The sequence below is a fragment of the Kribbella sp. HUAS MG21 genome (assembly GCF_040254265.1).
Taxonomy (GTDB): domain Bacteria; phylum Actinomycetota; class Actinomycetes; order Propionibacteriales; family Kribbellaceae; genus Kribbella.
This window is the reverse complement of sequence record NZ_CP158165.1, coordinates 1,528,683-1,553,470: the sequence shown is the minus strand read 5'-3', so window position 1 is coordinate 1,553,470 and position 24,788 is coordinate 1,528,683. Positions and strand designations below refer to the sequence as shown.

Below are 24,788 nucleotides of genomic sequence, written 5' to 3'. Positions count from 1 at the left end.
TCAGGCAACTACTTGGCTCGCTCGACCGGATCGGGCACGACCAGCTGCGTGGGCTGCTGACCGAGGACGTGCCGGGCCGGCTCACCGAGGCGAGCGGTTCCGGCGTCACCCGGATGATCACCAAGCGCGGTCGCGTGGTCGCGTACGCGCAGCTGAGGACGGTCCCGCTGTGGGAGCAGGCCACGCTCCTCGGCGCCAGCTCGAAGGACCACAAGATCGAGCGGCTGCGCGTCGGCTTCTCCGGGGCGTCGGGCAGCCAGAGCTTCACAGCCGGGGACTCGTGGTCGGTCTCCGCGGGATACGACGGTACGGCGACCGCGGACCTGGTCGACTCGTCCTGGGACGCCGGTCCGAGCGCGAAGGCCGGTGTGAACCTCGGCCACTCCACGTCGGTGAGCACCGCGGACACCGCGATCCATCCGAGCGTGCAACGCAGGCAGCCGACGGTCGGTGTAAAGCTGCGCCTGCGGCATCACCTCACCGTCCACCGCGTGGACCAGCGTGGCAGCTTCGAGCTCACCGCGGACGGGGACGCCGTACTGCGGATGCCCGAGAACGACGCGTTCCGCGCCGGCCTGCCGGTTCCGTCGGCGGCACTGGTACGCGGACCGGACGGCGAGTGGAAGCGCGACGCGGACGGTCGGTTGCTACTCCGTGGAGACCCGCAGCCGACCGCGGAAACCATCGACCTGCCCGTGTGGCTGCAGGACGGCCCGCGGCAGATCCGCGGTGCCGGACCGGCGCTGGTCCAGGAGTTCCGCGGCGCCGACGAGGCCCTGACCGAGTTCCTCCGACACCTCGCCGCGACGGGCTTGATCCCGAACGGCGAGCTCGCCGGCGAGGATCCGGCGCTCGTCGCCAGCCGGCTGGCGAACCGCGAGCGGGTCGGGCAACAGCTGGCCCGGCATCGTCTCGAGACCGGTTACGATCCGGCGGCGCAGGAAGGCATCGTGTTCCGGCTGGACCGGCACCGCACGGGTTTTCCGCCGAAGCAGCACACGTACCGGATCAAGCTCCGGCCGTACCCGGGACAGGCCAAGCTCGTCGGGATCACCACCGGCGAGACCGTGGTCAACCTCGACATCGGCTCGAACACGACGTCGCGGTCCGGCGGCCGGTCCAGCAGCCTCCCCTGGCAGGCGAAGCTCGGCTTCAGCGACAAGCCCGAGTCCGGTCAGGCCGGCACGACCCCCGAGGTCACGCCGAGCTACGGCAGGGCGTCGCGCGGCCGCTCCACCAGCTGGGCGCTCGGCAACACCGTGAACCGCGTCTCGCTGACCGAAAGCACGGGCCCGGTCGCGGTGTTCGAGGTACCGCACACGCTGACCGTCACCGAGGTCACTGGAACCAGTGAGTCCGCGCCGCTCGTGGAGGTCAGCGGCAGTGCCCGGCTGTCGATCGACCGCGAGCTCTGCCGCCGGGACGGCGTCGGACCGACGGTGTCGATCGGCGGCCGGGCCGACCCGTACCTGTTGCGCTCGGCAACGTTCCAGGCGGTGGACATCGGCGACCCGGTACGGCGCCTGGTCGCTGAACTGCCGGAGTTGGCGCGCGCTGACAGCTCGGCCTTGCACCACCTGAGCGCGTTCCTCAACCCGCGGAACCTGGCGGCGCGCCCGGAGCTGCTGACCGCGCCGTACCGCACCGGCCTGATGATCACGCCGCCGCCGTCGGACCCGGCGCAGGCGCTGGCAGAGCATGGCCTGACCAGCGGCCGGGCGCGGCTGGAAGTCACCTCGGAACTGCGGAACCTCGCGTACGTCGGCTCGGGGCAGGCGGTGGTCGGCGAGATCAACCTGACCCTCGGCAGCTCGAGCTTCACCATCGGTCCGTCGACCAGCGGCAGCCCCGGGCTCGGTGTCGGTAACGGCGCAGTCGCCGCGGACGGGTCGTCGTACGGCGGCTCGCTCGCCGGGAGCCGCACCGGCGCCAAGTCGGCGAGCAGCACCGAGACACAGATCGGCGGTGTCGAGCGGCTCGCGATCCGTGACGGTGAGCACTACCAGTTCTGGGCCGACCTCGTCGTCGCTGCGGAGCTGCAGGCGAACGGCGCCGCTCCGCGCCAGGTGAAGCTGAGCACCGGCGCGATCATGCTCACCTTGCCGGAGCGGGACGCGCTGATGCTGTACGGGCGTCGCAAGCTGGATCTCCCGGCGGGCAAGGCAGACGACGCCGTCCAGCGCCTGCTCGAGGGCAAGCTCAACCTCCCGCCGCGCACAGTCGTCGCGCTCGCGTCGCGGTACGCCGGGACCCACCGCGAGCAGCTGACGGGGGCGGTGCGTGCCCTGTCCAGCGTGCGTGAGGTGTCGTACCCGACACTCCATCCGTCGCTGCCGACGCCGAAGGCCCTCGTCGCCACGCCCACCGTCGTGCGGTTGCCGGATCTCTACACGACCACGATGGGTGCGGGTCTGATCGACAGCTCGACGCTGCGGAGTCCGGACGGGATGCCGACCGATCTCTACCTCGAAGTCCTGGCGGCCGTCGGGCAGAGCACGCCGGAGGCGCTCGACGACCCTGTGCTGACAGCCGGACTGCGCGGCGACCTCGCCGGGCTTCGGTGGCACGGTCACATCGACGATTTGCTCAGCCCGCTCGGATTCGTGACGGAGTACCCGACGGGTGACGGCCGCCGGGTGGCGGTGCGCGTCAAGCTCACCTACCACGGCCCGATCACGATCGACGGTGCGCCGGACGACGGCGGCAACGAGAACGTGCTCGGCATCGTGCAGGTCTACGACTACCGCGAGGAGAGCCGCAGCGTCACGGGGGCGACGACGTACGGCGGCCGGGCCGACGGTGCGCTCACCCACGGCGAATCCGGCACGTCGTCGGTCGGGACGGATCTCGGTACGTCGATCAGCGCGTCCAGCACCGAGCAGAACACGCGGATGACCCGCGCGCTGTGGGAGCAGACCAAGCGGGTGACCCGCGGCTACCGGATCAGCGTCCAGGTCGACGAATCCACGCCCCGCAACCTCACCGGTGAATTCACGTTCCTGCTTCCCGCCGCGGTGATCGAAGCGGGCGCGCCGTCCGAGGTCACGGACAGGACGGTCGCGCTGCCGCGCGGTGCCGTCGTCCAGGGCACGACCGTCGACTTGCTGTTCGGCACGATCCGCGAGCGGCTCGCGAAGCCGGACATGCTGACGGAGCCGGGCATCGAGCTGCATCGGACGACGCTGGCGAACATGCTGTCCGCCGCCACCCGGATCGCCGCCTTCGAGCGGCTCGCGACGCCGGAGGGGCACCGGATGGTCCGGTTGCCGGTGCCCGGTCCGCGCTCACAGGTGGTCGACGTCGGGGTGCGGGCGGAGTTGTCCCGGATGCAGTTGATCGCCGAGGACGACGGGCAGCTCGGCCAGATCGACCGGCAGCAGCGGCACACGCAGCTGACGGCGGAGAGCAATCGCCTGCTTCCGGCCGCGACGTCGGTCGGCGGTTCGCTGCCGGCGGCCGGTCTCCGGGTAGGTGTCTCGAGCGGTGAGCAGGTCCGGGAGAAGGTCACCGACACCACGGGCCATCGTGCCGAGACGACCTCGAACGAGAACGGGCCGCGGGTGACGGTCCAGGTGGACGTCACGTTCCACCTGGAGTACGTACGACGGCATCCGGACCGTCAGCGATCCGCGCGCACCGACACCGGTCTCGTGCGGGGCACGGCGTGGCTGACGATGTTCCGGCACGAGTACGACGCGTTGCTGGGACGAGCGTTCACGGCGCCGGCCGCTCGCGCCGACGGCGGTTCACGTCCCGCTGCCGGCAGTCCGCGCACCGCCGGCAGCATCGTGCCGCCTGACCCATCGGCAGCCGGCTGACCGGGCTGCGGTCAGTTCGGCCAGGCGGGGTTGCGGCCGAGGTGGGCGACGATGCGGTCGAGCGGGTCGTCGCCCGTCCACGGGACGTCCGGTCCGAACGGCGTCCCGGGAGCCAGCCGGACGTCGCCGGTGGGGACGATCTGCGCGACGCCCTGGGCGGCTTCGAGAACCGCCGGGGAGAAGGTCACCGCCGTACCGAGCGACTTCGCGACGTCCCAGCTGTGGACCACGTAGTCGATGAAGTGGAAGCTGATCGCCTGGGCGCCGGGAAAGGCGGCGTCCGGACCGAACTCGTGGAGCGGGAACACGTGTTCCGCGACGCCCGGCTGGGCGAACGCGTCCAGGACGTGCTCGGCGGACTCCACGTACGCCTTCACCGGGTCGTCGCCGAGATCGCGCAGTTTCCAGACCTCGGGGTCGGCGTCCCCGTGGGCGGCGGCCGCGAAGCCGTAGTGCTGGGTGGCCATGTGGGCGAGCAGCCCGTACAGCGTCCAGGCCCGGCACGGGGTCGGCGCGGCGAGGTCTGCGGGGGTTGCGGTGCCGACCACCTCGATGCTGGTCCGGACCGCTTCGGCGTCCAGGGCGACGTAATCAATAGTAGGCATGTGCATATCATAGGCGCGCGCATATGATTGCGCCAGTGCTACCTTTTCGGGCATGGCAACCGAGCGGCCCGACCTCGCGGCGATGCTGTATCCGCTGGTGCGGGAGCTGATCGCGCTCGAGCTGCCGGTGCTGGCCCGGCACGAGGTCTCGATGTGGGGCTACGCGGTGCTCACCGCCCTCGACGACACCCCGGTCCGCACCCAAGCCGCGCTGGCGGAGGCGATCGGCGCGGACAAGTCCCGCATCATCGGCACTCTCGACGAGCTCCAGCGCGCCGGCCTGATCGACCGCACGCCCGACCCCGACGACCGCCGCGTCCGGCTGCTCTCGATCACCGGCCAGGGCCGCAAGGTACGGCGTGCCGTCCGCAAGGACATCCAGGCGCAGGAAACGCAGGTGCTCGACGGACTCACACCCGCGGACCGCAAGACCTTCCTCCGCATCCTGCACGAGCTGCACACGTCACGCTGACGGTGGAGGACGCTCACCCGCGCGAGTGATCCGCGCGCCGTCCGGCCTCAACAGACTGGCCGTATGAGGCGAGCAGTCGTGGTGTGGGCGACGGCATACGGTTTCCTACGGATCTGGTACGCGACCGGGCATGCGCCCACGTGGAAGCTTCCCGGGAACGATCTGCTGATCCCGAACTGGGCGGCGGTCGGCGCGTGCCTGCTCACCGCGCTGGCCGTGTTCACGACAAGGCCCCGCCTGCTCTGGGCCCTGGCCGCAGGTTGGATCGCCGCAGCCGGTTTCGTCCTGCTCGACCTGGTCGCCATGGTCCTACCCGGCCTGGGCATCCCGTTCGACGTGCTCGGAATGCTGAGCAGGCTCGGCGCCGTCACCGGCGCGCTGCTTCTCGGTTTCCTGGCCAGAGCGCACCAATCTCGCGCGCAGTCGTGGCCGCGCTGGATTTCGATCGCGGGCGGCTGGGCCGCTTTCGCCGGATGCCTCACGCGGCTCGGCGCGCAGGCGGTCGTCGGCTTCGACCAGACGCCCTACGGCGGAAACCTGTCGATCCTGCTTTTCGAAAGCGGTTTCGTGCTGGTCGGGACGGTTCTCCCGTTCCTCCTCGTGCACCCGATCGGCCACCGTTTTCCTCGCTGGCTCCTGCTGCTGCCCGGCTACACGCTCGGCGCCGGCATGACGGCGTACTTCGGTGTCGGCCTCGTCCAGATGATCGTCAACGCGATCCTCGGGCGGTTGGCGTACGGCGACGTCGGTCTTCCGGAAGGCTTCTTCTGGGTCGCGGTGTCGGCATACGTCGTCTGGGGTGCCGGCCTGACGGTGGCCGCGCGCGGATACCAACTCGGCGCCCGTGAGACAACCGATTCGGTGTGTGATCTTCGAACCACTCAGCGTTGAACCAAGTAGAGCGCTCAATCGTTCGAAACAAGCACATGACCATCACCACACCGCGAGGAGTGAGGCCCTGTGCAGGTGCTCGAGCGTTTCCAGAAGGAAGTGATCGGTGTCTTCAGGATCGTCGTCGGATTCTTGTTCGCCACCCACGGCGCGGCCGCGCTGTTCGGCGTGCTCGGGGCGCAACAGGCGCCGCTGTTCGCCTGGCCCGGCTGGTGGGCCTCGCTGATCCAGACCGTCGGCGGCGCACTGGTGATGATCGGGTTCGGTACCCGGTACGCCGCGCTGCTCTGCTCGGGATCGATGGCCTACGCGTACTTCACTGTTCACCAGGCAGGTGCTTTGCTGCCTGTGCAGAATGGTGGCGAGAAGGCGGCGCTGTTCTGCTTCGCTTTCCTGCTGATCGCTTTCCTGGGCAACGGCGCCTGGGCGCTGGAGCGGTCGGCGCGGGCGCAACAGGCAGTCGTAGCGACCGAGTAGCCGATGACGGACCCGATGCCCCACAGAGCAGGAGCGCCGATGGCCGACGACCGGGCGACGCTGCTCCGTGAGTTGCACGACGTGCACGCTCCCGCGCTGTGGCGGTTCGTCGTCCGGCTGACCGGCGACGAACGCCTGGCCGAGGACGTCGTCCAGGAAACCCTGCTCCGCGCCTGGCGCCGGCCCAACATCCTCGCCGAGGACGAGGCCGGCGCCCGGGCCTGGCTGTTCACGGTGGCGCGCAACCTCGTCATCGACGACCGCCGCAGCGCCCGCGTCAGCCGGGAGATCGCCAGCGACGAACTCCCCGAGAACCCGAGCGCCGACCACGCGAACGCAGTACTCGACGCGTGGCTGGTCGCGGAGTCCCTGGCACAGTTGTCGGAGGAACACCGGCAGGTGATCGTTCGGGCGTACTACGGACGCCGGACGGTCACCGACATCGCCGAGGAACTGGACATCCCGTCGGGCACCGTGAAGTCGCGGCTGCACTACGGGCTGCGGGCGCTGAAGCTCGCGCTGCAGGAGAAGGGGGTGACGAGCCAGTGAGCGACGCGTACCGGGAGTGGGACGCGGCGTACCTGCTCGGCGCGCTGTCGGCGAAGGACCGGCGCGCGTACGAGGAGCACCTGCACACGTGTGCGGAGTGCTCGGCCGCGGTCGCCTCACTGGCCGGCGTACCGGGAGTGCTCGCCGCGTTGCCGACCGAGCGCGCGCTGGCCACCATCGCGGCCGAACCGCCGAACCTGCTGCCCGGGCTCGTCCGCGCCGTCCAGCGCGAGCGCCGCAAGCGGCGGATCCGGTTCGGCGCGCTGGCCACCGCGATCGGCGTCGCCGCGGCGGTCGTCGGCGCGCTGGTCGTGGTGCCGCTGACGCGCGACGAGCCGAAGGGCGATTACGTCGTACTGGCCCAGACCGTTTCCAGCAAGCTGTCCGCGGACGCGCGCCTGGTGCCGGAGCCCTGGGGTACGACGATCGAGATCAGCTGCCGGTACGACGACAGCGCGACGCCGAGCGAACGCGCCCGCGGCTACGAGCTGTACGTCACCGACACGACCGGGAAGGTCGAGCTGATCGCGAGCTGGACCTCCGCGCCCGGGACGACCGTGAAACCGGCCGCGACCACGAAGCTGCGGCGGCACGAGATCCGCGCGCTGGACATCCGCAGTTCGGAAACCGGTCGCGTACTGCTCGCTGTTCGTTTCTGAACGCGATTGCACGCAGCCTGTCGGGGCACCAGGAAGGAAAGGTCGGCGGTCGCTCGAGAGGCCGCCGCCCTAGGCCCCGGTGTTCAGGGACGTGCACCGGGGTCGCCGTACGTCGTGACGGGATCGAGCCGCGCGTCGTGACCGGGCCGAGAAGAAAATCCGGGTTCGGCTGTAACACTCGGGCCGTCACCGCCGATACACCGTGTGTAACGCCACTGAGATCCCGTCCCAGGTCATCCGCCCGAAGGGCCTGGGGCGGGATTCTCGACTGCTTCTGAGGCGCCGGCAGCGTTACGCACGAAGGCCCCGGTGAGAACTCACCGGGGCCTTCGTGCTGCGTACCCTCCCTAGGACGCCTGCTCGGTCGGGCCTTCCGACGTCGGCAGGGCGATCCGGTCCGCCGGCAGGCGTTCCGTCCGCTCGTTGCCGTCGTCGCCCTCGTACTGCACCAGGGCGGTCCATCCCGACTCCTCGTGGTCGCGGCCGATCAGCCAGCCGCGACGCCACTTGCCGTCCGCGTGGACGACGACGTGGCTGGGCAGAGGGAGACGGGACACCAGCTCGGTGCCGGGCTCGAACTCGGTCATGGCCGAAGGCTAGAGGCATTCGGGTCGCGGCGCCTCTTGAAAGCGTGTTCCTCCGCGCTGGTCTCAGACTCCGGACGACAGTCCGAATGCTTGAACCGCGTCGTGCACCTTCAGGGCGCGACCGCCCGGAATGCGCGAGACCCAGCCGTTCCGGAAAGCGTGTTCGCAGAGCGCCGCGCCGACCGCGCCGGCCAGGTGCGGGCGGCGCTCGGTCACGTCCAGACAAGAACGCACGGCCGGGCGTCCCCGTCGTACCGGCAGTTCGATGCCGAGATCTTCCAGCCAGGCTTGGCCTTCCGCCGTCAACGCGATGCCGTCGGACCAGTCGATCAGGCCGCGCTCGGTCATCGCTTCGGCGAGCGCGACGCCGAGCTTGCCGGCCAGGTGGTCGTAGCAGGTGCGAGCCCGCGCGAACGCGTCCCGCCTGCTCACGGCCGACAAGCTGTTCGCCACTTCGGTACGGCGGGGCGCCAGCGCGGCGAGGCCTTCGATCAACTCGGCCGTGTCAGGGCCGGCCAGCTTCACGTACCGGTGCCGGCCCTGCCGCACTTCGGTCAGGAGGCCGCCGTCGACCAGCAGGTTCAGATGTTCGCTGATCGTGGGGCGCGAGACCTTCGCCAGGCGCGCGAGCTCCGTCGCCGTCCACGCGCGCCCGTCGAGCAGCGCCAGACAGACCGTCGCCCGGGTCCCGTCCGCGAGCATTCGCGCCCAGCCGGCCAGCTCCGCACCCTCGACAGTCATGTCACCCATCATGCCGCCGCGACGGTTAGGTCCCCGCCGAACGGTCCCGTGCCTAGCGTCGATCGACGTGACCCACCTGACGATCGAACCTTCCATCCTGTACGTCGGCACGCCAGTGGCCCTGCTCAGCACCACGAACGAGGACGGCACCGCGAACCTCGCGCCGATGTCGTCCGCGTGGGCACTGGACGATGTGGTGGTCCTGGGCCTGGGCGTCACCGGCCAGACGGCGATCAACCTGCGTGCGCGTCCGGAGTTGGTGGTCAACTACCCGTCGCCTGCGCTGTGGGAATCGGTCGAACGCCTTGCGTCGTTGACCGGGGCGGATCCGGTCCCGGCGGAGAAGCGGGCTCGCTTCCGCCATGAGCGCGCGAAGTTCGCTGCCGCTGGTCTGACGCCGGTTGCTGCTGAGTTTGTCGCACCGCCGCGCGTCGCCGAATGTCCGCTCCAGTTCGAGGCGACCGTCGACCACGCGGAGCTGGATGCCAAAGGCAACTTCCTGATCGTCCAGGCGCGCGTGCTGCGGGTGCATGCCGCCGAACGTGTCGTCGTACCGGGAACGTCTTATGTCGATCCCGCCGCGTGGTCGCCGCTGATCTACAACTTCCGGCACTACTTCGGCCTGGGGGCCGAGTTGGGCGAATCGTTCCGCACCGAGACGCCGCGGGCTACGGGTGGGCGTCCGTGATCTCGATGATCTCGTCGAGGCGGTTCAGGGCGGTCTGGAGGTCGTCGACCTTGGCCTGGATGCGGTCGCGTTCAGCGCGGAGCATGGCGCGTTGCTCGGCGTCGGTGTGGCCGGAATCCCAGCAGGGGAGGAGTTCCGCGATCCTGCGGCTGGTGAGGCCGGCGGCGTACATCTGCTGGAAGAAGCGCACCAGGGTAACGGTTTCCTGGCGGTACAGGCGCTGGCCGGACGGGCTGCGCTCCGCGGTGAGCAGGCCCTGCTGTTCGTAGTAGCGGACGGCGCGCACCGAGACGCCGGCGTCGCGCGCCAGTTCGCCGATGCGGATCAGCCGGTCGGCCGGGGCCTGGGTGGCGGGCATGCGTGATTCCTCTCACTGCGTTCCGCGTGGTTGACACTTGCCTCTGACGTCAACGTCAGGTTTTAGCGTACCGGGCATGGACATCACGAACTCAGTCGCACTCGTCACCGGAGCCAACCGCGGGCTGGGTCGCGCGTTCGCCCAACGGCTGCTCGAACGCGGCGCCCGCAAGGTGTACGCGACGGCGCGCCGGCCGGAAACCGTCGACCTACCCGGCGTCGAGGTGCTGCCGCTCGACATCGCCGTACCTGCGTCGGTGCGGGCGGCCGCGGAGGCGGCGCCTGATGTGTCGCTGCTCGTCAACAACGCGGGGATCCAGACCGGGACCGACCTCGTGAGCGGTTCGCTGGACGCGGTGCGGGACGAGCTGGAGACAAACGTTTTCGGACATCTGGGAATGATCCGGGAATTCGCGCCGGTGCTCGCCAGGAACGGCGGCGGCGCGATCGTGAACGTGCTTTCCGCGATGTCGTGGTTCGGGGTCAAGGGCGCCAACGCGTACCACCTGACGAAGGCGGCCGCGTGGGCGATGACGAACGGCGTCCGCCTGGAGCTAGCTGATCAGGGCACGCTCGTGACGGCGGTGCACCTCGGCCTGGCAGACACCGACATGTCGGCCGGCTGGCCGGTCGCCAAACTCGCACCGAAGGACCTGGCCGACACCACACTGGCCGCCGTCGAGGCGGGTCACGCCGAGGTCCTGGCCGACCAGTGGAGCCGAGACGTGAAGGCACGACTGACGCTCACACCCGAAGAGTTCAACTTGGCGATGGAACGCGCGCTGTCAGAACTGACAGCAGCTTGAGATCTGCCGGCACACCAACGTCGCATGACGGCGCGCGAACCCGCCCGGCGGCGCAAGGCGACGTTGGGTTTTGCTGGGCCCGTCCGTGCCACGCGGGATGCTGCGCACAAGCGCGGCGCTTGCAGCTCGACCCTCACGAACAGCCAACGAGCCTCGCAGCAGAGGCGCCCAGCGCCCGCAGTCCGGCGCTGGCCAGAAGATCGCGGCGTAAGCCGGAGGAGCCCAGCGTCAGCCGAAAGCCCCGGCGTGAGCCCGGAAGGACCGGCGGCAGCCGGAAACAACCGGCGGCAGCCGGAAGGACCGGCGTAAGCCGGAAAGCCCCGGCGTGAGCCGGAAACAGTTGTCCGGGCGCTAAGCCCGGGGGTGGGTGGGGGCGGGCGTAGTGGATGCGCTGAGGAGCGGAGCGACGAAGGAAGCGCCCGCGGAGCACGCGGGGTGGTTTACAGGAGGCGTAGGCGGTCTAGTTCTTCGTCGTTCAGGTGGACGTCTAGGGATTTGAGGACGTCGGGTAGGTCGGCGCGAGGTAAGGCGCGTTCCGTCGTGCGGCCGTCGGCGTACTCGATAACCAGGGTGTCGCCGACCAGGCGGCGGACCATCCCGTCGGTTACGCGCATGACGACCGGGCGGCCGGTGAAAGGCGAGTTCGGGTGGGTGGAGACGTAGTGGTGGTAGACCTCGTAGTCGATCGGTCGGACCGGCTCGTCGTTTGACGCGTGCTGGGGCTCCCAGCCGTCGGCGGTCTTCTTGGACAGAGTCCACAGATCGCCGACGACTGTGAGGCGATGGTCCCAGCCTGCCTGATCCACGACAGCCCCGTCCTTCAGCGGCGTCGGGTACAGCTGACCGGCCCCAAAACCCACATCGGCCAGGAACTCCTGCCCGTCAACCCCAACCTTCAGCAACGCATGCGTCCGAGGCCCGGACTTGTGCGGCTGTACCCGAGCGACCCGCCGTACGACGTCGTACCCGAGCTGCTCCAGCGCCGCCCCGAACAGCAGCGTGTGCTCGTAGCAGTACCCGCCCCGCTGCCGGCCGACGAGCTTCGCCTGGATCGCGTCCAGCGCGATCCCAGGATGCGTACCGAGGACGACGTCGAGGTTCTCGAACGGAATCGCGAGCACATGCGCGCGATGCAGGCTGCGCAACGCGTCAGCGGACGGGGCGACGCGTTCGTGCCCGATCCGGGCGAGATAGGCGTCCAGGTCGAGGTTCTCGATGTTCCACATGGCCGCCATCTCAACGGTTCGAGTTCACTTGAGGTCAAGCTCCGTGAACAACGTGAGCTGGATCCCACCCGGCGTCTCGAGACGAGCGTTCAGCGAGTCCCACGGCGTCCGCGTCGGCTCCGCGACCACCGTCGCCCCGGCGTCGGCCAGAGTCCGCGTGGTGGCGGCCGAGTCGTCGACCTCCAGCGCCACGCGGTACTTCCCGGCCACCCGCCGCCCGACCTCGACCGCGTCGATGAACTCGGCCTGCCCCGGATCCGCGAGCTCCAACGTCGCCCGCTCCACCTCCAGGATCGTCACCCGCCCGTCCTCCGACGAGTACGACGCCCTCTCCGGCAACCCGAGCACATCGCGGTAGAACGCGACCGCCTCGTCGTAGTCGTCCACCGTCACAACCAGCCGCAACTCTTTGACACCCATGCGGCCCAGTATCTACAACCGGGAGACCTGGTAGTGCGCGATCAGCCAGCCCTCGTCGGTGCGCCGGATCAGCACGCTGAGCTTGACGCTGAGCGTGGGCCGATCGGTGAAGGTGAAGTCGACGGCCAGGTATCCGAGGACGAGATCGTCCGCCAGTACCCGGGTTTCCAGGATCTCGTACTGCGGTGACAGCCCGAGCGGTTGCGCTGCGTAGTACTCGGCGACCGCGTCGCGCCCGACGCCGTACGGATGCAGTCCTTGGAAGATGGCGTCCTTCGTGAAGAGGGCCGCTACGCGCTCCGGGTCGTGGTCCTCGATTCCGGCTTTCCATTGGTTCATGACGTTGCTGAGCATGTGAGTCTCCTTCGCAGTATTGGTAGTACGGCGACCGCGGCCAGCGCGACGACGCCCGCGCTGACCAGGAGCGCCTGGTGATAGCCGTTGTGCAGCAGGGGTCCGACGGCCAGCGGCCCGGCGATCTGGCCGAGGCTGTAGCCGGTGGTGAGGACGGAAACCGCGTGCGGAAAACGCTGTTCGGCGCCGATTGCGAGCGCCAGGTTGGCGATGCCCAGGAACGTTGCTCCGAAGAGCGCCGCGGAGATCAGCGCCGCGACGGTTCCGGGGACGATCGTCGGCAGCGCGGTGCCGGCTGCCTGCAGGACCAACGCGACCAGAAGCAGTGCCGGCCGCGGCCAGCGGCGGCCGAGGCGTGACCAGAGCGCCGTCGACGGTACGGCGGCCAGGCCGGCGACGATCCAGGCGCTGTTACCGACCGGACCCGCTGCGGTTTCGTTGATCGCGGCAACGAGGAACGTGCCGGCGATGATGTAGCCGATGCCTTCCAGCGTGTAGCTGGTGAGCAGCGCGGTGAACTGGCGCGTGGCGGGCCCGCGGTCACCTGCCGGAGACGGCGATCCGGTCAGGTGCCAGGCCGGAATCGTGCAGGCGATCGTGAGGCCGGCCGCGATCCACCACGCCGTACGCCAACTGCCGCCGGCCAAGGCGATCCCCGAGAGCGCGATGCCTGCGCCGACCCCGCTGAATGTCCAGCCGACCTGGTGACCGGGTACCCGGGAGAGTACGGCGCTGACCGCGATCACGAACACCAGCGCGCTCGCGATCCCCGCCACCAGGCGAAGACCGAGCCAGAGCGTGCCGCTCCGGCTGACCGGCATCAATGCGAGGGTCGCGGTCAGGACGAGTAGCGACAGCCGGAGCGCCCAGCGGGACTGCAGCAGCCGGGGTGCGAAGAGCGCCGTCAACGTGCCGGCGAGGTAGCCGGTGTAGTTGGCGGTCGCGAGCGCCGCACCGAGGCGCGGTGACAGGCCGGCCTGGGTGTGCATCATCGGCAGGATCGGCGTGTACGCGAACCGTCCGATCCCCATCCCACCGGCCAGCGCCGCCGCCCCTCGACCCGCCAGCGCCGCACCGTGGCCTGCCTGGCGCCGCTGCTTCATGTCAGTGGCCTGCCTGCTGGCCGCCGTCGACGTGCAGGATCTCGCCTGTGACGAACTTCGCGCCTTCCAAGTAGGTGACCGCGTCGACGATCTCGTCGATCTCGCCGAGCCGCCCGACCGGGTGCAGCGCGGCCAGGAAAGCGTGTGACTCCTCGGGATGCATCGGTGTCCGGATGACGCCCGGCGCGACCGCGTTGACGCGGATGTTGCGGTCGGCGTACTCGGTGGCCAGCGACTTGGTGACGGAGTTCAGGCCGCCCTTGGTCAATGCGGCGAGCGCCGCCGGCACGGCGCTGAAACCGCGATCCGCGAAGGTGGTCGTGATGTTGACGACGTGGCCCTTGTCGGAATCCGTGTTCTCCAGCATCGCGGCGATCGCCCGCCGGGTCGTGTCGAAGAATCCGCGCAGGTTGAGCCGGACGACCTGGTCGTAGTCCTCGTCGCTGTACTCCGTGAACGGCTTCGCGACGAACACGCCCGCGTTGTTGACCAGCGTGTCGATCCGGCCGAAGGTGTCCAGGCCCTGTTCGATCACACGTTTTCCGACGCCGGGCTCGGCCAGGTCGCCGGGGACGGCCAGGATTTCCGGGTCGTCGGAACGCGCGATCGTCCGCGAGTTCGCGACGACGGCGTACCCGAGCTTGCGGTACGCCGTGACGAGCCCGGCGCCGATGCCCTGCGAGGCTCCGGTGATCACGGCGACTTTGCGGTGGTGGTTCATGGTTCTCGCTTTCTCGAGGTGATGTACTTCGATCGTTGTCGAACCACCTGCGCTTTTCCACGACCGGTTTGCTCCCAGCTGAGAGGCTCGGCCTACTACGCTTCGGCACGTGGAGCTGCGCCAGTTGCGGTACTTCGTCGCGGTCGCCGAGGAACTGAACTTCGGCCGGGCCGCCGCCCGGCTGCACATCGCGGGACCGTCCCTGTCGCAGCAGATCAAGTCCCTCGAGCGGGACCTCGGAGTGCGGCTGTTCGAACGCGATCGCCGGACCGTCCGGTTGACCGCGTTCGGCGAGACCTTGCTGCCGCAGACCCGGGCGTTGCTCGAGCAGGCCGACGCGTTACGCCGCACCGCCCGGGGATTCGCGGTGACCGAACCGGTGCGGCTGGGGTACGTCAGCTGGCACCCGGCGGATCTGGCCGAGCGAGTGTCCGGGGTCGCGCAGTTGCTCGTCGACGCCTGGGTGATGCCGTCGCACACGCAGGCCGCGCGGGTCGCCGACGGCAGCATCGACCTGGGAATCTGCTGGGTCCGCTCGACCGACCTGGCGGAGCAGGGGCTGTCGGGCGCGTTGCTGGGCGTGGATCGGCTGTTCGCGGTCTCCGTCGGCGGCAACGCGCCGGTCCGGGCGCGGGACACGACGGTACTCGTCGACGCCGACACCGAAGCCTGGGCCTCGTGGAACATCTACGCGCTGGAGTTCGCGCGCGCGACCGGCGCGACCGTGGAGCGAATCGACGACCACGGCATCACCGGCCCCGCGTTCTACGAGCACGTGCGCCGCCTCGGTCGCCCGGTCGTCAGCTCGCCCAAACGCGACGCGACGCCTGTCCCGCGCGGCTTCGTCCGCCGCCCGGTCGTCGACCCGATGCCCTTGTGGACCTGGGCTCTCGTGTCCCGCCGCGACGAGGAGCGACCCGCCGTACTCGCGGCGATCGAGGCGCTGACGCGCGACGTGAAGGTGGAGTTCGATCCGGACGCCTGGCTTCCGGCGGACGACCCGTTCCGTGGAGCGTGACGAGCTACCAAGCTTGTGTCAGTGCCGTGGTGTTTGGTGACGGCGTGAGGCGATAGCCGGTGTGTGCCGAGAACTCCGCGGACAGGCCGAAGCGGTCGCCGCGGACCAGTGTGTGCCGCCATTCGACTGGGCGGTTCTGCGAGCTGCCCTGGCGGTTGATGGAGAACGCGGCCGCGTCGGCCGGGCAGTGCAGGAGGGCGCGCTCGGCCGGGGTCGGTACGACGGCGCGGATGTCCTCGCGGCCGTGGTCGAGGACGATGCCGGTGCGGTTGGCGAGCTCGTTGTACAGGCTGGTGTGGGTGAAGTCGGCGTCGAGCAGCGGCTCGGCGAGCGATGCCGGGAGCCAGACGCGGTCGAGCGCGAGCGGCTCGTCACCGGCATAGCGCAGGCGCTCGAGGTACAGCAGCGGGATCGACGCCTCCAGGTCGAGCCGGGCCGCGATGACCCCGTCGGCGCGCACGTCGAGGGTCCGTACGACGCTGCGCTGGGCGAGCCCCGCCTCCTCGACGGACGAGAACAGGCTGTAGAGCGCGCCCATCGGCTGCCGGATCTCCGGCGCGGTCGCGACCCGCGGCTGCCGGCCGCGTTCGGCGACGATCAGCCCTTCCGTGCGCAGCTGTCCGAGCGCCTGGCGGACCGTGTGCCGGCTGACCGCGTACTCCTCGACCAGCGCGAGCTCTCCCGGGAAAGCGTCGTCGAACTCGCCGGACCGCAGCCGCCGGACCAGATCCGACTGCAGCTGCTTCCACAACGGTCCTCCACCGGCCCGGTCGAGCCTGCGCACGTTCACCCAGTTCCTCCAGGTTGCCAAATGTCCGGTCATCTCCTACCTTGAATGTACGTACATTTCTCGGCAAGAGGGGACCGGCTAGTGGTGCAGCTCGAGGTTAGGGCACCTGGCACACACCGCGCCGCCCCTCGCGCCGTCTCCCGCCTCGTCATGGCGGCCTCGCGGCTGCGCGGACTGGCGATCGTCCTGGTCATCACCGCCGCGGCGGTCCCGCTCGGCCGCCTCGTACCGCTCGTCGGCGGACCCGTCTTCGGCATCCTGCTCGGCGTGATCGCCGGCAGCGTGATCCCGGTACTGCGCTCCGACGCCTGGCGCCCGGGCTACGACTTCGCGTCCAAGACCTTGCTGCAGCTGTCGATCGTCGTACTCGGCACCGGCCTGTCGCTCCAGCAGGTCGCCCAGGTCGGCGTCTCGTCGCTGCCGGTCATGCTCGGCACGCTTGCGCTCGCGCTCGGCGGCGCGTGGCTCTTCGGCCGGTTGCTCGGCGTCCGCGGTGACACCCAGACCCTGATCGGTGTCGGTACGGCGATCTGCGGCGGGTCCGCGATCGCGGCCGCGACCGCGGCGATCGGCGCCAAGCGGTCGTCGGTCGCTTACGCGCTCGCGACGATCTTCACGTTCAACATCGTCGCCGTCCTGACGTTTCCGCCGCTCGGGCACCTGCTGGGCATGAGCCCGGAGGCCTTCGGGCTGTGGGCGGGTACGGCGATCAACGACACGTCGTCGGTGGTCGCCGCCGGGTACGCGTACAGCCAGGCGGCCGGCGATCAGGCGATCGTCGTGAAGCTGACGCGGTCGCTGACGCTGATCCCGATCGTGCTGACCCTGGCCGCGCTGAAGATCCGCCGCGAGAACCGCGCGGCGCGCGCACTCGACGCCGTCGGCGAGGGTTCGTACGACGGCGCGACGGCATCGATCCGCAAACCGTTGCCATGGCGCAAGCTCGTCCCACTGTTCCTGATCGGGTTCGTCGCGGCCGCCGGCCTTCGTTCCGCGGGCGCCGTACCGGAGTCCTGGCTGCCCGGTCTGAGCCTCACCGGCAGCGTCCTGATCACCGCGGCGCTCGCCGCGATCGGCCTGTCGCTGCGGCCCAGCGAACTGCGTGACGCAGGGCCCAGGCCGCTCCTTCTCGGAGCGATTCTCTGGGCCCTGGTCACTGTCGGCAGTCTCGGACTTCAGTCCTTCTCGTAGGCGGCCTGGCGTTCCTGGATCGCCTTGATCCGCGGTACGTCGAGCTTGTTGCTGCGGTCGAAGTTGTAGATGCCGTTCTCTTCCTGGAAAACGTCGGTTAGTTGCGTGTAGCAGTAGCCGAACATCAATTCGTTGTCGAGCAGCGCGTCGACGAGGCCGGCGAAGCGCGTGTAGAACTCCTCCTCGTCCGCGACCCGCTGTCCGTAGCCCCACGAGTCCGCGCTGCGGCCGTCCTTGCCCGCGGCCGCGGCCTCCGCGTTCCACCAGATGCCGCCGAACTCGGAGCAGAAGTACGGCTGGCCGTCGTACGCGAGCGAGATCGGCTTGCCCTCCGGTCCGCCGGTGTTTCCGTACGGCTTGTCGTTGACGAGATCCGCCATCTGCTCGGCGAACTTGGCCGGGTCCTGCTCGTAGTTGTGCGAGTCCCAGACATCGGTTTCCGGCACCCGGTGGCTGTAGCCGGAGGCGTCCAGCACCGGACGGCTGGTGTCCGCGGCCTTGGTGGCCAGGAACATCGCGCGGGTCACGTCGTCGAGCTGCGTGATCCGGTCGTGCAGCAGTTGGTGCGTCTCGTTCAGCGGGCACCAGCCGACGATGCTCGGGTGGCTGTAGTCGCGTTCGACCGCCTCCAGCCACTGCGCGACGTACGACGCCGTCGGCTGCTGGTTGTCCGTGTCGGTGTGGCCGACGCCGGAGCCCCAGTCGCCGAACTCGCCCCAGACCAGGTACCCGAGCCGGTCCGCGTGGTACAGGAACCGCTCCTCGAACACCTTCTGGTGCAGCCGCGCGCCGTTGAACCCGGCCGCCAGGCCGAGCTCGATGTCGCGGACCAGCGCCTCCTCGGACGGCGCCGTCATCAGGCTTTCCGGCCAGTACCCCTGGTCCAGGACGAGGCGCTGGAAAACGTTCTTCCCGTTGATCAGGATCGCCTTGCCGTTGATGCTCACCGACCGCAGTCCGGCGTACGAGTCCGCACCGTCGACGATGTTGCCCTCGGCATCGATCAGCTCGAGGCGTACGTCGTACAGGTGCGGATCGGTGGTGTCCCAGAGGCGGACGCGGTCGGCCGGGACCTGCAGCGTGAGGCGCGGGGCCAGGTCGAGGTCGGCGCGGACCTCCGCGGTGGCGACCTCACCGTCGGCGTCCTTGAGGATCGCCTTGATCTTGTAGCCGGCCTTGTTCGCGGAGACGGGTACTTCGAGGTGGAAGGCCGAGCCGGCCACGTCCGGGGTGATCCGCGGCCGCTTCAGGTGCACCGTGGGTACCGCTTCGAGCCAGACGGTCTGCCAGATGCCGGTCGTGCGGGTGTAGAGGCAGGCGTGGTTGAAGTACAGCTGGCTCTGCTTGCCGCGGGCCTGCGGGCCCTTGTGCGGGTCGCGGGCGCGGACGACGATGGTCGCCTCCTCGCCGGGGCGGGCGACGTTCCTGAGGTTCGCGCTGAAGGGCGTGAAGCCGCCGCGGTGCCGGACGACCTCCTCGCCGTTCACCCAGACGGTGGCATCGTGGTCGACGGCCTGGAAGTGCAGGACCGCGTCCTTGCCGTCCCAGTCCGCGGGGATCGTGACCGTGGTGCGGTACCAGACGGCCTCCAGGAAGTCGACGTCCTCGATCCCGGACAACGCGCTCTCCGGCGCGAACGGTACGACGATCCGCTGCGCCAGCTCGCGCTCCCGGAGCCCGCGCTCCAGCCCGGAGTCCGACCGGTCGATCTCGAACTGCCAGTCGCCGTTCAGGTTGAGCCACTCGGGCCGAACGAACTGCGGGCGCGGATACTCCGCACGAGGCTGCGACATGAACTCTCCCGTTGAAACTGGTCGGTGTCGGGCAGCAGAAGGTTACAACGTTGGAATAGGCGCGGCAATGGGGAATCACGGCCCGAGCGGTACGGCGGGGTGGTGCGGTCTCAGGGGGTGGTGAAGAGGCCGGCGTTGAGGAAGTCGGCGGCGAACGTGTGCTCCCGGTCCGCGCGGACCGGGCGGAGGTCGAGGGGCGTGAGGGCGCCGAAGATCGTGCGCAGGTCGTCGAGGGAGAACGTCATGCCGCCGTACGTGTCGCCGTTGCTGACCACGTCGAGGTCGCTCGGCGTCTCCATCCGCTCGGCCGCGAACGTGACGATCCCGAACCGGCCGCCGGCCCGCACCAGCGGGAGGATCCGCTCGAGATAGGTGATCCGGCGATGCGGCGCGATGTGGTGGAAGCAGCCGGAGTCGTACACCACGTCGTACGCGCGGTCCGGCAGGGGATCCCGCAGTACGTCGAGAGTCGTCAACGTCACGGCGTCCGGCATGCTCGGCCGGAGCTGGTCGAGCAGCTCCGCCGCGAGATCGACACCGTCCACCGTCGCGCCGTGCTCCGCGAACCACCGCGTGTTCCGCGCCCCACCGCACCCGACGTCGAGCACCCGCGCTCCGTCGAGCTCTCCGAGCAGGCCGCGCTCATACCAATCGACCAACGGCTCATCCGGCAACTGCGTCGCCAGCGGATGCCCAGGAGTGGTCAACAAGCCGCTCCAATACTCCGCCGCGGACCCCCGAGCCCGGTCCCCGCGCCCGCTCGCACCCACCACCTGGTCCAACACGTCGAGCAACTGCTCAACCGTAGAAATCCGAGCTCCCGTCACCACCCGATCCTACCGGATTTCCCTTGTTCTCAAAGGCTTTTCGCGTAACAGCGCACGCCTGGCTGATCGACGTACTTGTCCCAGGGAGCAGTGCGGACGTACCCGCCCGACTCGTACAGCGCGATGGCCTCCGGCTGCAGCTGCCCGGTCGACAAACGCAGGACCGGGTACCCCGCCGAGCGCGCCGCGTGAGCGTCACACCCCACTGCGCGGCCCTCGTCATCTAGTACGACGAAGTAGCGGGCGCCGGCCTTCACGAGGGAGCGGCCTTCCGCGCCGTACCGGCCGACCAGTTCCGCGAAAGCGGCCGTCAGCAACTCCGTCAGTTCCGCGTCGCCGGCCATCCGTTCCTCTATCACGCACTCCACCTGCGCATCGTAAAAGCAGAAGCGGGCGCGTGCTGGGCGCCGTAGGGTGCTGGGTGATGCAGCGCTTCTGAGGGTGTGGGTGTGTCGGGGCGGGCTCCGGTGGGAGTCGGCTGGGTTTGACGTGCCTGCACCGCGTTTCGGCCGTTCTGTCGATCGCGATCCTTCAGGAGCCTCACCTTGTCCGGCATCATCCTGCCCTGCGTCACCGATCACCTCGTCCTGTCCACCATCGCCGGCGCCGCCGATCTCCTCGCCGAGGACCTGCGCGCCATGGCGTCCGTACGCTCGGTCCGTCAGACGTCGCCGCACACCGTGGAGTGCGTCGTCGACGGGCCGCTCGACGAACTTGCGGCCTGCCCGCTGTACTCGACGGCCGCGGTGCGAGATCTCCAGAGGTCGTTGCGTTCCGGCGTACTCAGTTGTCTCGAGCCGCCGGTGAAGTTCCGGGTGGGCGACCGCGATCCGGTACGGCGACGCGCGATGATCGCCGACTTCGAACAGCGCTGTGGTTGGCTGAACCGGCCGGGCGAGTGGGACGTCAACCTCGAGCGATCGGCCGACGGGTGGGTGGTGCAGTACGGCCCGCTGGCGTGGCCTCGGCGCTTCGGCTCGCTGAGACGGTTGCCCTGGTCAACCAATCTGATCGCCGCTGAAGTTCTGGTCCGGCTGGCCAAGATCCGCCCGCATCAGACCGTGTTGGACCCGTTCTGTGGCACCGGAACCATCCTCCTTGCCGCGCGCCGCCGCGAACCCACCGTCCGCCTGCTGGGCGCCGACCATGACCCGCACGCCCTGGCCCTTGCCGGCTACAACACCAAACCCTGGGTCCCCAATGTGGTTCGGGCGGAGGCGGGGTCGCTTCCGGTCGCGGACGGGAGTGTGGATCGGGTGGTCGCGAATCTTCCGTTCGGAAAGCAGGTGGGGAGTCACCGGAGCAACCGCGGGCTGTATCCCGGCGTACTGCGGGAGATCGACCGCGTGCTGGCGCCGGCTGGGCGCGTGGTGTTGCTGACCGAGGACAAGCGGCTGCTTCGGAGAGTGGTTGAGCGGCAGCGAGGGCTGAAGGTCGTCCGGGAGCGGTTGCTCAGATACGGCGGGGCGAGTCCGACGGCTTATGTGCTGACTCGCCTAGGCAGGAGCGCCGAGTCGCGATAACATCGCCAAATGGCGATGATTGCTGGTGAGGTGTCCGGGCTGGCGGTTGCCGGGTGTTTGTTCCATGGGTTCAGCGATGCGTCGCGGTTGGCGATCGTGCAACACCTGGCGTTGGGGGAGCACCGGGTGGTCGACCTGATCGAGCACCTCGGGCTGGCGCAGTCGACGGTGTCGAAGCATTTGGCGTGTTTGCGGGACTGCGGTCTGGTCGAGTCCCGGGCGGAGGGGCGGGCCTCGGTGTACAGGCTTACGCATCCTGAGGCCACGATGGAGCTGCTGTCCGCGGCCGAACGTCTGCTCGGCCTCACCGGGGACGCCGTCGCCCTCTGCCCGAACTTCGGCCTCGACCACGAGACAGCAGGCGTAGCGAAGGGCCTCGAAGGATGACCGAACCGTCGCAGCCGTTGCTGATCGGACGTGGCGAGTCGGCGTGGGTGGTGGACCCGAGCGAGCGGCGGCGGCTGGGGCGGCGGGCTCAGGTGCTGGCAGGGGCTTCGGTTGCCTACAACCTCGTCGAGGCCGTCGTCGCGGTGACTGCCGGGTTGGTGGCTGGATCGGTCGCGTTGGTTGGGTTCGGGCTGGACTCGGTGGTCGAGGTGTCCAGCGGCCTGATCATCTTGTGGCAGTTCCGGCATCCGCTGCCCGAGTCACGGGAGCGGAAAGCCCTTCGGTTGCTGGCGTTCTCATTCTTCGGGCTGGCAGCGTACGTCGGGTTCGAGTCGATCCGTAGCCTGGCGACCGGCGCCGAGCCTGACGCCTCGCCGGTCGGGATCGGTCTTGCGGTCGCGTCGCTGATCGTCATGCCGTTCCTGTCCTGGGCGCAACGCCGTACGGGCAAGGCCCTGGGATCCAACGCGGTCGTTGCCGACTCGACGCAGACATTGCTCTGCACCTATTTGTCGGCGGTCCTCCTGATCGGCCTGGTCCTCAACGCCACCCTCGGCTGGTCCTGGGCAGACCCGATCGCGGGCCTGATCATCGCCGCGGTCGCCGTACGCGAAGGCATCGAAGCCTGGCGCGGCGACGGCTGCTGCTCACCCCTCGGTGGTGGCTGCAAGGCCGAGTAGCCGGGCGCCGTTGTCCCAGCAGACCGCTCGGAGCCACGCGTCGCCCAGGTCGAGGGACTCCAGGGATGTGAGTTGGACGGCGTACTCGTACGGGATGTTGGGGAAGTCCGAGCCGAGGACGATGCGGTCCTGGAGGTCGGCGAGGCGGGTGGTCAGATCGCGGGGGAACGGCATCAGGTTCTCGGTGAACGGGGTCAGGGCCATCGTCGTGTCCAGGTGGACGTTCGGGTACGACGTGAGCGCCAGGTGCTCGGCGTACTCCGGCATTCCGAGGTGCGCGATGACGGCGGTGAGACGCGGGTGCCGGCGGAGGACCTCGCCCATCGGGCCGGGGCCGGTGTGGCGGCCGGGGATCGGGCCGGAGCCGCAGTGCACGACGACCGGGACGCCGGCCTCGGCCAGCTGGCCCCAGACATCGTCGAGTTCGCCGGAGCGCGGGTCGTAGTCGCCGACCTGGACGTGGACCTTGAAGATCCTCGTGCCCGAGTCCAGCGCTTTCCGGACGTAGCCGGCCGCGGACGGCTCGGGGTAGAACGTGCCGCTCGGAACGCAGCCCGGCGTGACCGCGGCGAAGTCCCGCGCCCACGCGTTCAGGCCCTCCGCCATCCCCGGTTTGTGCGGGTAGACCAGCGCCGGAAACGCCCGGACACCGATTTCGTCAAGCGTTTTCAGGCGTTCCTCGACCGACGTCCGGTACTGGATCGGCCACTCGGTGCCGTAGTGCGTCGACGCCAGGTCGAAGTACGCCCAGACCGCGTTCATCACCCGGTCCGGCAGGAAATGCACATGCACGTCCACCAGCCCGTCCAGGCCGAGCCGCTGCCACCACGCCGGTACCTCGGAGTCACGCACGCCCTCTAGCCTGCCTGATCTGCCAGCCAGAGGTCGGTGAGGCCCTTGAAGTGGGCGTGGAACTTCTCGTGCTCGTGCGCCGGGTAGGTCGTCGTGACGGTCTCGCGGAGCAGCCGGTCGAAGTCGGGGCCGGCGACCCAGTCCCGGACCCGCAGGTCGAAGTCGCCGAGGTGGGCGGCACACCATTCCTGGTACTTCGCGGTCTCGAAGTGCTCGTCCGCGAGGGCCAGGTACCCGTCCAGCTTCGCGTCGTAGTCCAGCGACTCGTCGTCCGCGATCTCGAAGTACCGCTCGGTGTGCAGGTCCACCGTCGAACGCCGGCCGGTCGCGAGGCAGAACACCGACCACTTCACCAGCGCGCTCAACGCCCACGGGAAGTAGTAGTGCAACGACGTCACCGCGACGTCCGGGCAGGCGTTCGCATAGTCGATCGGGTGCACCGAGTCGCCCTTGACGAGCATCTCGCAGGAGTTGAACTCCCAGCCGAAGAACGCGTTCACGATCCGGCTGATCGCCACCGCCTGATGGCCGGCCGACGGGGACAGGAAATCGTGTGACACGGCGTACCGGTTGTGCATCGGCTCGTCCGGGCGGAAATCCATCACCATGGTTTCCGCGCCGATCGACAGCGCCCGCGCGAAAACGTCGTACTCGATCGTGGCCTGCAGGTGCATCAGCATCTCGCCGGACTGGTCGTACGCCTGGTGCAGGTCGACCTTGTTGTTGATCCGGGACACGCCCCGCCAGCCGCCGCCGTCGAACGGTTTCATGTACAGCGGGTACCCGAGGTCCTCGGCGATCGCGTCCAGGTCGAAGGGCCGGTTGTACTTCGCCGACGTGTACGCCCAGCGCACGTTGTCGACCGGGTTCTTGTACGGCACCAGCACGGTCCGCGGGATCTTCAGCCCGAGCCGGAGCATCGCGCAGTACGCCGAGTGCTTCTCCATCGACTGGAACGTGAACGGCGAGTTCAGCAGGTACGTGCCGTTCATCAGCGCGGCCTTCTTCAGCCACTCGCGCGGGTGGTAGTACCAGTACGCGAGCCGGTCGATCACCAGCCCGACCCGCACCGGGTCGTTGAGGTCGAACGGCTCGATGGTCAGCCGCCGCGACCCGAACTCGTGCTCGCGGCCGTCGATCGTCACCGGCCCGACCCGCTGCAGCAACGCCTCGAACGCCTGCGGCCAGTCCTCCTCGGCGCCCAGCAACAACCCGATCAGATGCCTTGAACGATCAGCCACGAGGTCTCCTCC

At 69.3% G+C, this 24,788-nt stretch carries 27 protein-coding genes; 12 read left to right on the top strand and 15 right to left on the bottom strand.

What is annotated here, in order from left to right:
* Positions 1-3,829 precede the first annotated feature (3,829 nt).
* Positions 3,830-4,423 (bottom strand): TIGR03086 family metal-binding protein, encoded by a 594-nt coding sequence (locus ABN611_RS07575; protein WP_350279074.1) that lies wholly within the window; start codon positions 4,421-4,423, stop codon positions 3,830-3,832.
* A 52-nt stretch (positions 4,424-4,475) separates the two neighbouring features.
* Between ABN611_RS07575 and ABN611_RS07570 the strand changes: the two genes are divergently transcribed.
* The 5 genes from ABN611_RS07570 (at position 4,476) to ABN611_RS07550 (ending at position 7,471) form a co-directional block, all read left to right on the top strand.
* Positions 4,476-4,895, top strand: coding sequence for a MarR family transcriptional regulator (locus ABN611_RS07570; RefSeq protein WP_350279073.1), 420 nt, complete (start codon positions 4,476-4,478; stop codon positions 4,893-4,895).
* Between the two features lie 63 nt (positions 4,896-4,958).
* Positions 4,959-5,786 (top strand): hypothetical protein, encoded by an 828-nt coding sequence (locus ABN611_RS07565; RefSeq protein WP_350279072.1) that lies wholly within the window; start codon positions 4,959-4,961, stop codon positions 5,784-5,786.
* Positions 5,787-5,855: 69 nt separating this feature from the next.
* Positions 5,856-6,263: a DoxX family protein gene (locus tag ABN611_RS07560; protein WP_350279071.1), complete on the top strand. Its 408-nt coding sequence runs from the start codon at positions 5,856-5,858 to the stop codon at positions 6,261-6,263.
* A gap of 39 nt (positions 6,264-6,302) precedes the next feature.
* On the top strand, positions 6,303-6,812 hold the full coding sequence (locus ABN611_RS07555) for a sigma-70 family RNA polymerase sigma factor (RefSeq protein ID WP_350279070.1): 510 nt from the start codon (positions 6,303-6,305) through the stop codon (positions 6,810-6,812).
* Positions 6,809-7,471, top strand: coding sequence for a zf-HC2 domain-containing protein (locus ABN611_RS07550; protein ID WP_350279069.1), 663 nt, complete (start codon positions 6,809-6,811; stop codon positions 7,469-7,471). The genes ABN611_RS07555 and ABN611_RS07550 overlap by 4 nt, the downstream gene beginning before the upstream one ends.
* A 347-nt stretch (positions 7,472-7,818) precedes the next feature.
* Here ABN611_RS07550 and ABN611_RS07545 read toward each other — a convergent pair whose 3' ends face one another.
* Both ABN611_RS07545 and ABN611_RS07540 read right to left on the bottom strand, forming a co-directional pair.
* Positions 7,819-8,058, bottom strand: coding sequence for a hypothetical protein (locus tag ABN611_RS07545; protein ID WP_350279068.1), 240 nt, complete (start codon positions 8,056-8,058; stop codon positions 7,819-7,821).
* 63 nt (positions 8,059-8,121) lie between these two features.
* Positions 8,122-8,799 (bottom strand): helix-turn-helix domain-containing protein, encoded by a 678-nt coding sequence (locus ABN611_RS07540; RefSeq protein WP_350279067.1) that lies wholly within the window; start codon positions 8,797-8,799, stop codon positions 8,122-8,124.
* A gap of 67 nt (positions 8,800-8,866) precedes the next feature.
* Here ABN611_RS07540 and ABN611_RS07535 point away from each other — a divergent pair, with 67 nt between their 5' ends.
* Complete coding sequence (locus ABN611_RS07535; protein WP_350279066.1) at positions 8,867-9,487, top strand: flavin reductase family protein; 621 nt, start codon at positions 8,867-8,869, stop codon at positions 9,485-9,487.
* On the opposite strand, the gene ABN611_RS07530 is transcribed toward ABN611_RS07535, so the two are convergent.
* Entirely contained in the window at positions 9,468-9,845 is a 378-nt protein-coding gene (locus ABN611_RS07530; RefSeq protein ID WP_350279065.1) for a MerR family transcriptional regulator, read from the bottom strand. The genes ABN611_RS07535 and ABN611_RS07530 overlap by 20 nt on opposite strands.
* Positions 9,846-9,921: 76 nt before the next feature.
* On the opposite strand from ABN611_RS07530, the gene ABN611_RS07525 reads away from it, so the two are divergent.
* A complete protein-coding gene (locus ABN611_RS07525; protein WP_350279064.1) occupies positions 9,922-10,650 on the top strand; it encodes an SDR family oxidoreductase in 729 nt (242 codons plus the stop codon).
* A gap of 440 nt (positions 10,651-11,090) precedes the next feature.
* On the opposite strand, the gene ABN611_RS07520 is transcribed toward ABN611_RS07525, so the two are convergent.
* Genes ABN611_RS07520 through ABN611_RS07500 form a run of 5 tightly spaced genes read right to left on the bottom strand, consistent with a single transcriptional unit; the run spans position 11,091 to position 14,474 of the window.
* Positions 11,091-11,876 carry an arylamine N-acetyltransferase gene (locus tag ABN611_RS07520; RefSeq protein ID WP_350279063.1) on the bottom strand — a complete coding sequence of 262 codons (786 nt, stop codon included), beginning with the start codon at positions 11,874-11,876 and terminating at the stop codon, positions 11,091-11,093.
* A 24-nt stretch (positions 11,877-11,900) separates the two neighbouring features.
* Positions 11,901-12,296, bottom strand: coding sequence for a VOC family protein (locus ABN611_RS07515; protein ID WP_350279062.1), 396 nt, complete (start codon positions 12,294-12,296; stop codon positions 11,901-11,903).
* Between the two features lie 12 nt (positions 12,297-12,308).
* A complete protein-coding gene (locus ABN611_RS07510; RefSeq protein WP_350279061.1) occupies positions 12,309-12,650 on the bottom strand; it encodes an SgcJ/EcaC family oxidoreductase in 342 nt (113 codons plus the stop codon).
* Positions 12,632-13,753, bottom strand: coding sequence for a YbfB/YjiJ family MFS transporter (locus tag ABN611_RS07505; RefSeq protein ID WP_350279060.1), 1,122 nt, complete (start codon positions 13,751-13,753; stop codon positions 12,632-12,634). The genes ABN611_RS07510 and ABN611_RS07505 overlap by 19 nt, the downstream gene beginning before the upstream one ends.
* Before the next feature lies 1 nt (position 13,754).
* Positions 13,755-14,474, bottom strand: coding sequence for an SDR family oxidoreductase (locus tag ABN611_RS07500; RefSeq protein WP_350279059.1), 720 nt, complete (start codon positions 14,472-14,474; stop codon positions 13,755-13,757).
* Positions 14,475-14,583: 109 nt separating this feature from the next.
* On the opposite strand from ABN611_RS07500, the gene ABN611_RS07495 reads away from it, so the two are divergent.
* The gene (locus ABN611_RS07495; RefSeq protein ID WP_350279058.1) at positions 14,584-15,492 is read left to right on the top strand and encodes a LysR family transcriptional regulator; all 909 of its coding nucleotides are present in this window, start codon (positions 14,584-14,586) and stop codon (positions 15,490-15,492) included.
* 4 nt (positions 15,493-15,496) lie between these two features.
* Here the strand turns inward: ABN611_RS07495 and ABN611_RS07490 are convergent, their stop codons facing one another.
* Positions 15,497-16,282 (bottom strand): GntR family transcriptional regulator, encoded by a 786-nt coding sequence (locus ABN611_RS07490; protein ID WP_350279057.1) that lies wholly within the window; start codon positions 16,280-16,282, stop codon positions 15,497-15,499.
* A 150-nt stretch (positions 16,283-16,432) separates the two neighbouring features.
* Here ABN611_RS07490 and ABN611_RS07485 point away from each other — a divergent pair, with 150 nt between their 5' ends.
* A complete protein-coding gene (locus ABN611_RS07485) occupies positions 16,433-17,473 on the top strand; it encodes a putative sulfate exporter family transporter (RefSeq protein ID WP_350279056.1) in 1,041 nt (346 codons plus the stop codon).
* On the opposite strand, the gene ABN611_RS07480 is transcribed toward ABN611_RS07485, so the two are convergent.
* The 3 genes from ABN611_RS07480 to ABN611_RS07470 all read right to left on the bottom strand — a co-directional run bounded on the left by ABN611_RS07480 (position 17,458) and on the right by ABN611_RS07470 (position 20,461).
* Positions 17,458-19,266: a sugar-binding domain-containing protein gene (locus ABN611_RS07480; protein ID WP_350279055.1), complete on the bottom strand. Its 1,809-nt coding sequence runs from the start codon at positions 19,264-19,266 to the stop codon at positions 17,458-17,460. The two genes, ABN611_RS07485 and ABN611_RS07480, sit on opposite strands and share 16 nt — an antisense overlap.
* A gap of 110 nt (positions 19,267-19,376) precedes the next feature.
* The gene (locus ABN611_RS07475; protein WP_350281608.1) at positions 19,377-20,051 is read right to left on the bottom strand and encodes a class I SAM-dependent methyltransferase; all 675 of its coding nucleotides are present in this window, start codon (positions 20,049-20,051) and stop codon (positions 19,377-19,379) included.
* A 71-nt stretch (positions 20,052-20,122) separates the two neighbouring features.
* Positions 20,123-20,461 (bottom strand): hypothetical protein, encoded by a 339-nt coding sequence (locus ABN611_RS07470; RefSeq protein WP_350279054.1) that lies wholly within the window; start codon positions 20,459-20,461, stop codon positions 20,123-20,125.
* Between the two features lie 177 nt (positions 20,462-20,638).
* On the opposite strand from ABN611_RS07470, the gene ABN611_RS07465 reads away from it, so the two are divergent.
* From ABN611_RS07465 to ABN611_RS07455, 3 genes are read left to right on the top strand one after another with little or no spacing between them, the layout of a single operon-like run.
* Complete coding sequence (locus ABN611_RS07465) at positions 20,639-21,616, top strand: methyltransferase domain-containing protein (protein WP_350279053.1); 978 nt, start codon at positions 20,639-20,641, stop codon at positions 21,614-21,616.
* 15 nt (positions 21,617-21,631) lie between these two features.
* The gene (locus ABN611_RS07460; RefSeq protein WP_350281607.1) at positions 21,632-22,003 is read left to right on the top strand and encodes a metalloregulator ArsR/SmtB family transcription factor; all 372 of its coding nucleotides are present in this window, start codon (positions 21,632-21,634) and stop codon (positions 22,001-22,003) included.
* Positions 22,000-22,683: a cation transporter gene (locus ABN611_RS07455; protein ID WP_350279052.1), complete on the top strand. Its 684-nt coding sequence runs from the start codon at positions 22,000-22,002 to the stop codon at positions 22,681-22,683. Before ABN611_RS07460 ends, ABN611_RS07455 begins: the two co-directional genes overlap by 4 nt.
* Here the strand turns inward: ABN611_RS07455 and ABN611_RS07450 are convergent.
* Complete coding sequence (locus ABN611_RS07450; RefSeq protein WP_350279051.1) at positions 22,651-23,535, bottom strand: amidohydrolase family protein; 885 nt, start codon at positions 23,533-23,535, stop codon at positions 22,651-22,653. The two genes, ABN611_RS07455 and ABN611_RS07450, sit on opposite strands and share 33 nt — an antisense overlap.
* 5 nt (positions 23,536-23,540) lie before the next feature.
* Positions 23,541-24,776, bottom strand: coding sequence for a hypothetical protein (locus tag ABN611_RS07445; RefSeq protein WP_350279050.1), 1,236 nt, complete (start codon positions 24,774-24,776; stop codon positions 23,541-23,543).
* Positions 24,777-24,788 lie beyond the last annotated feature (12 nt).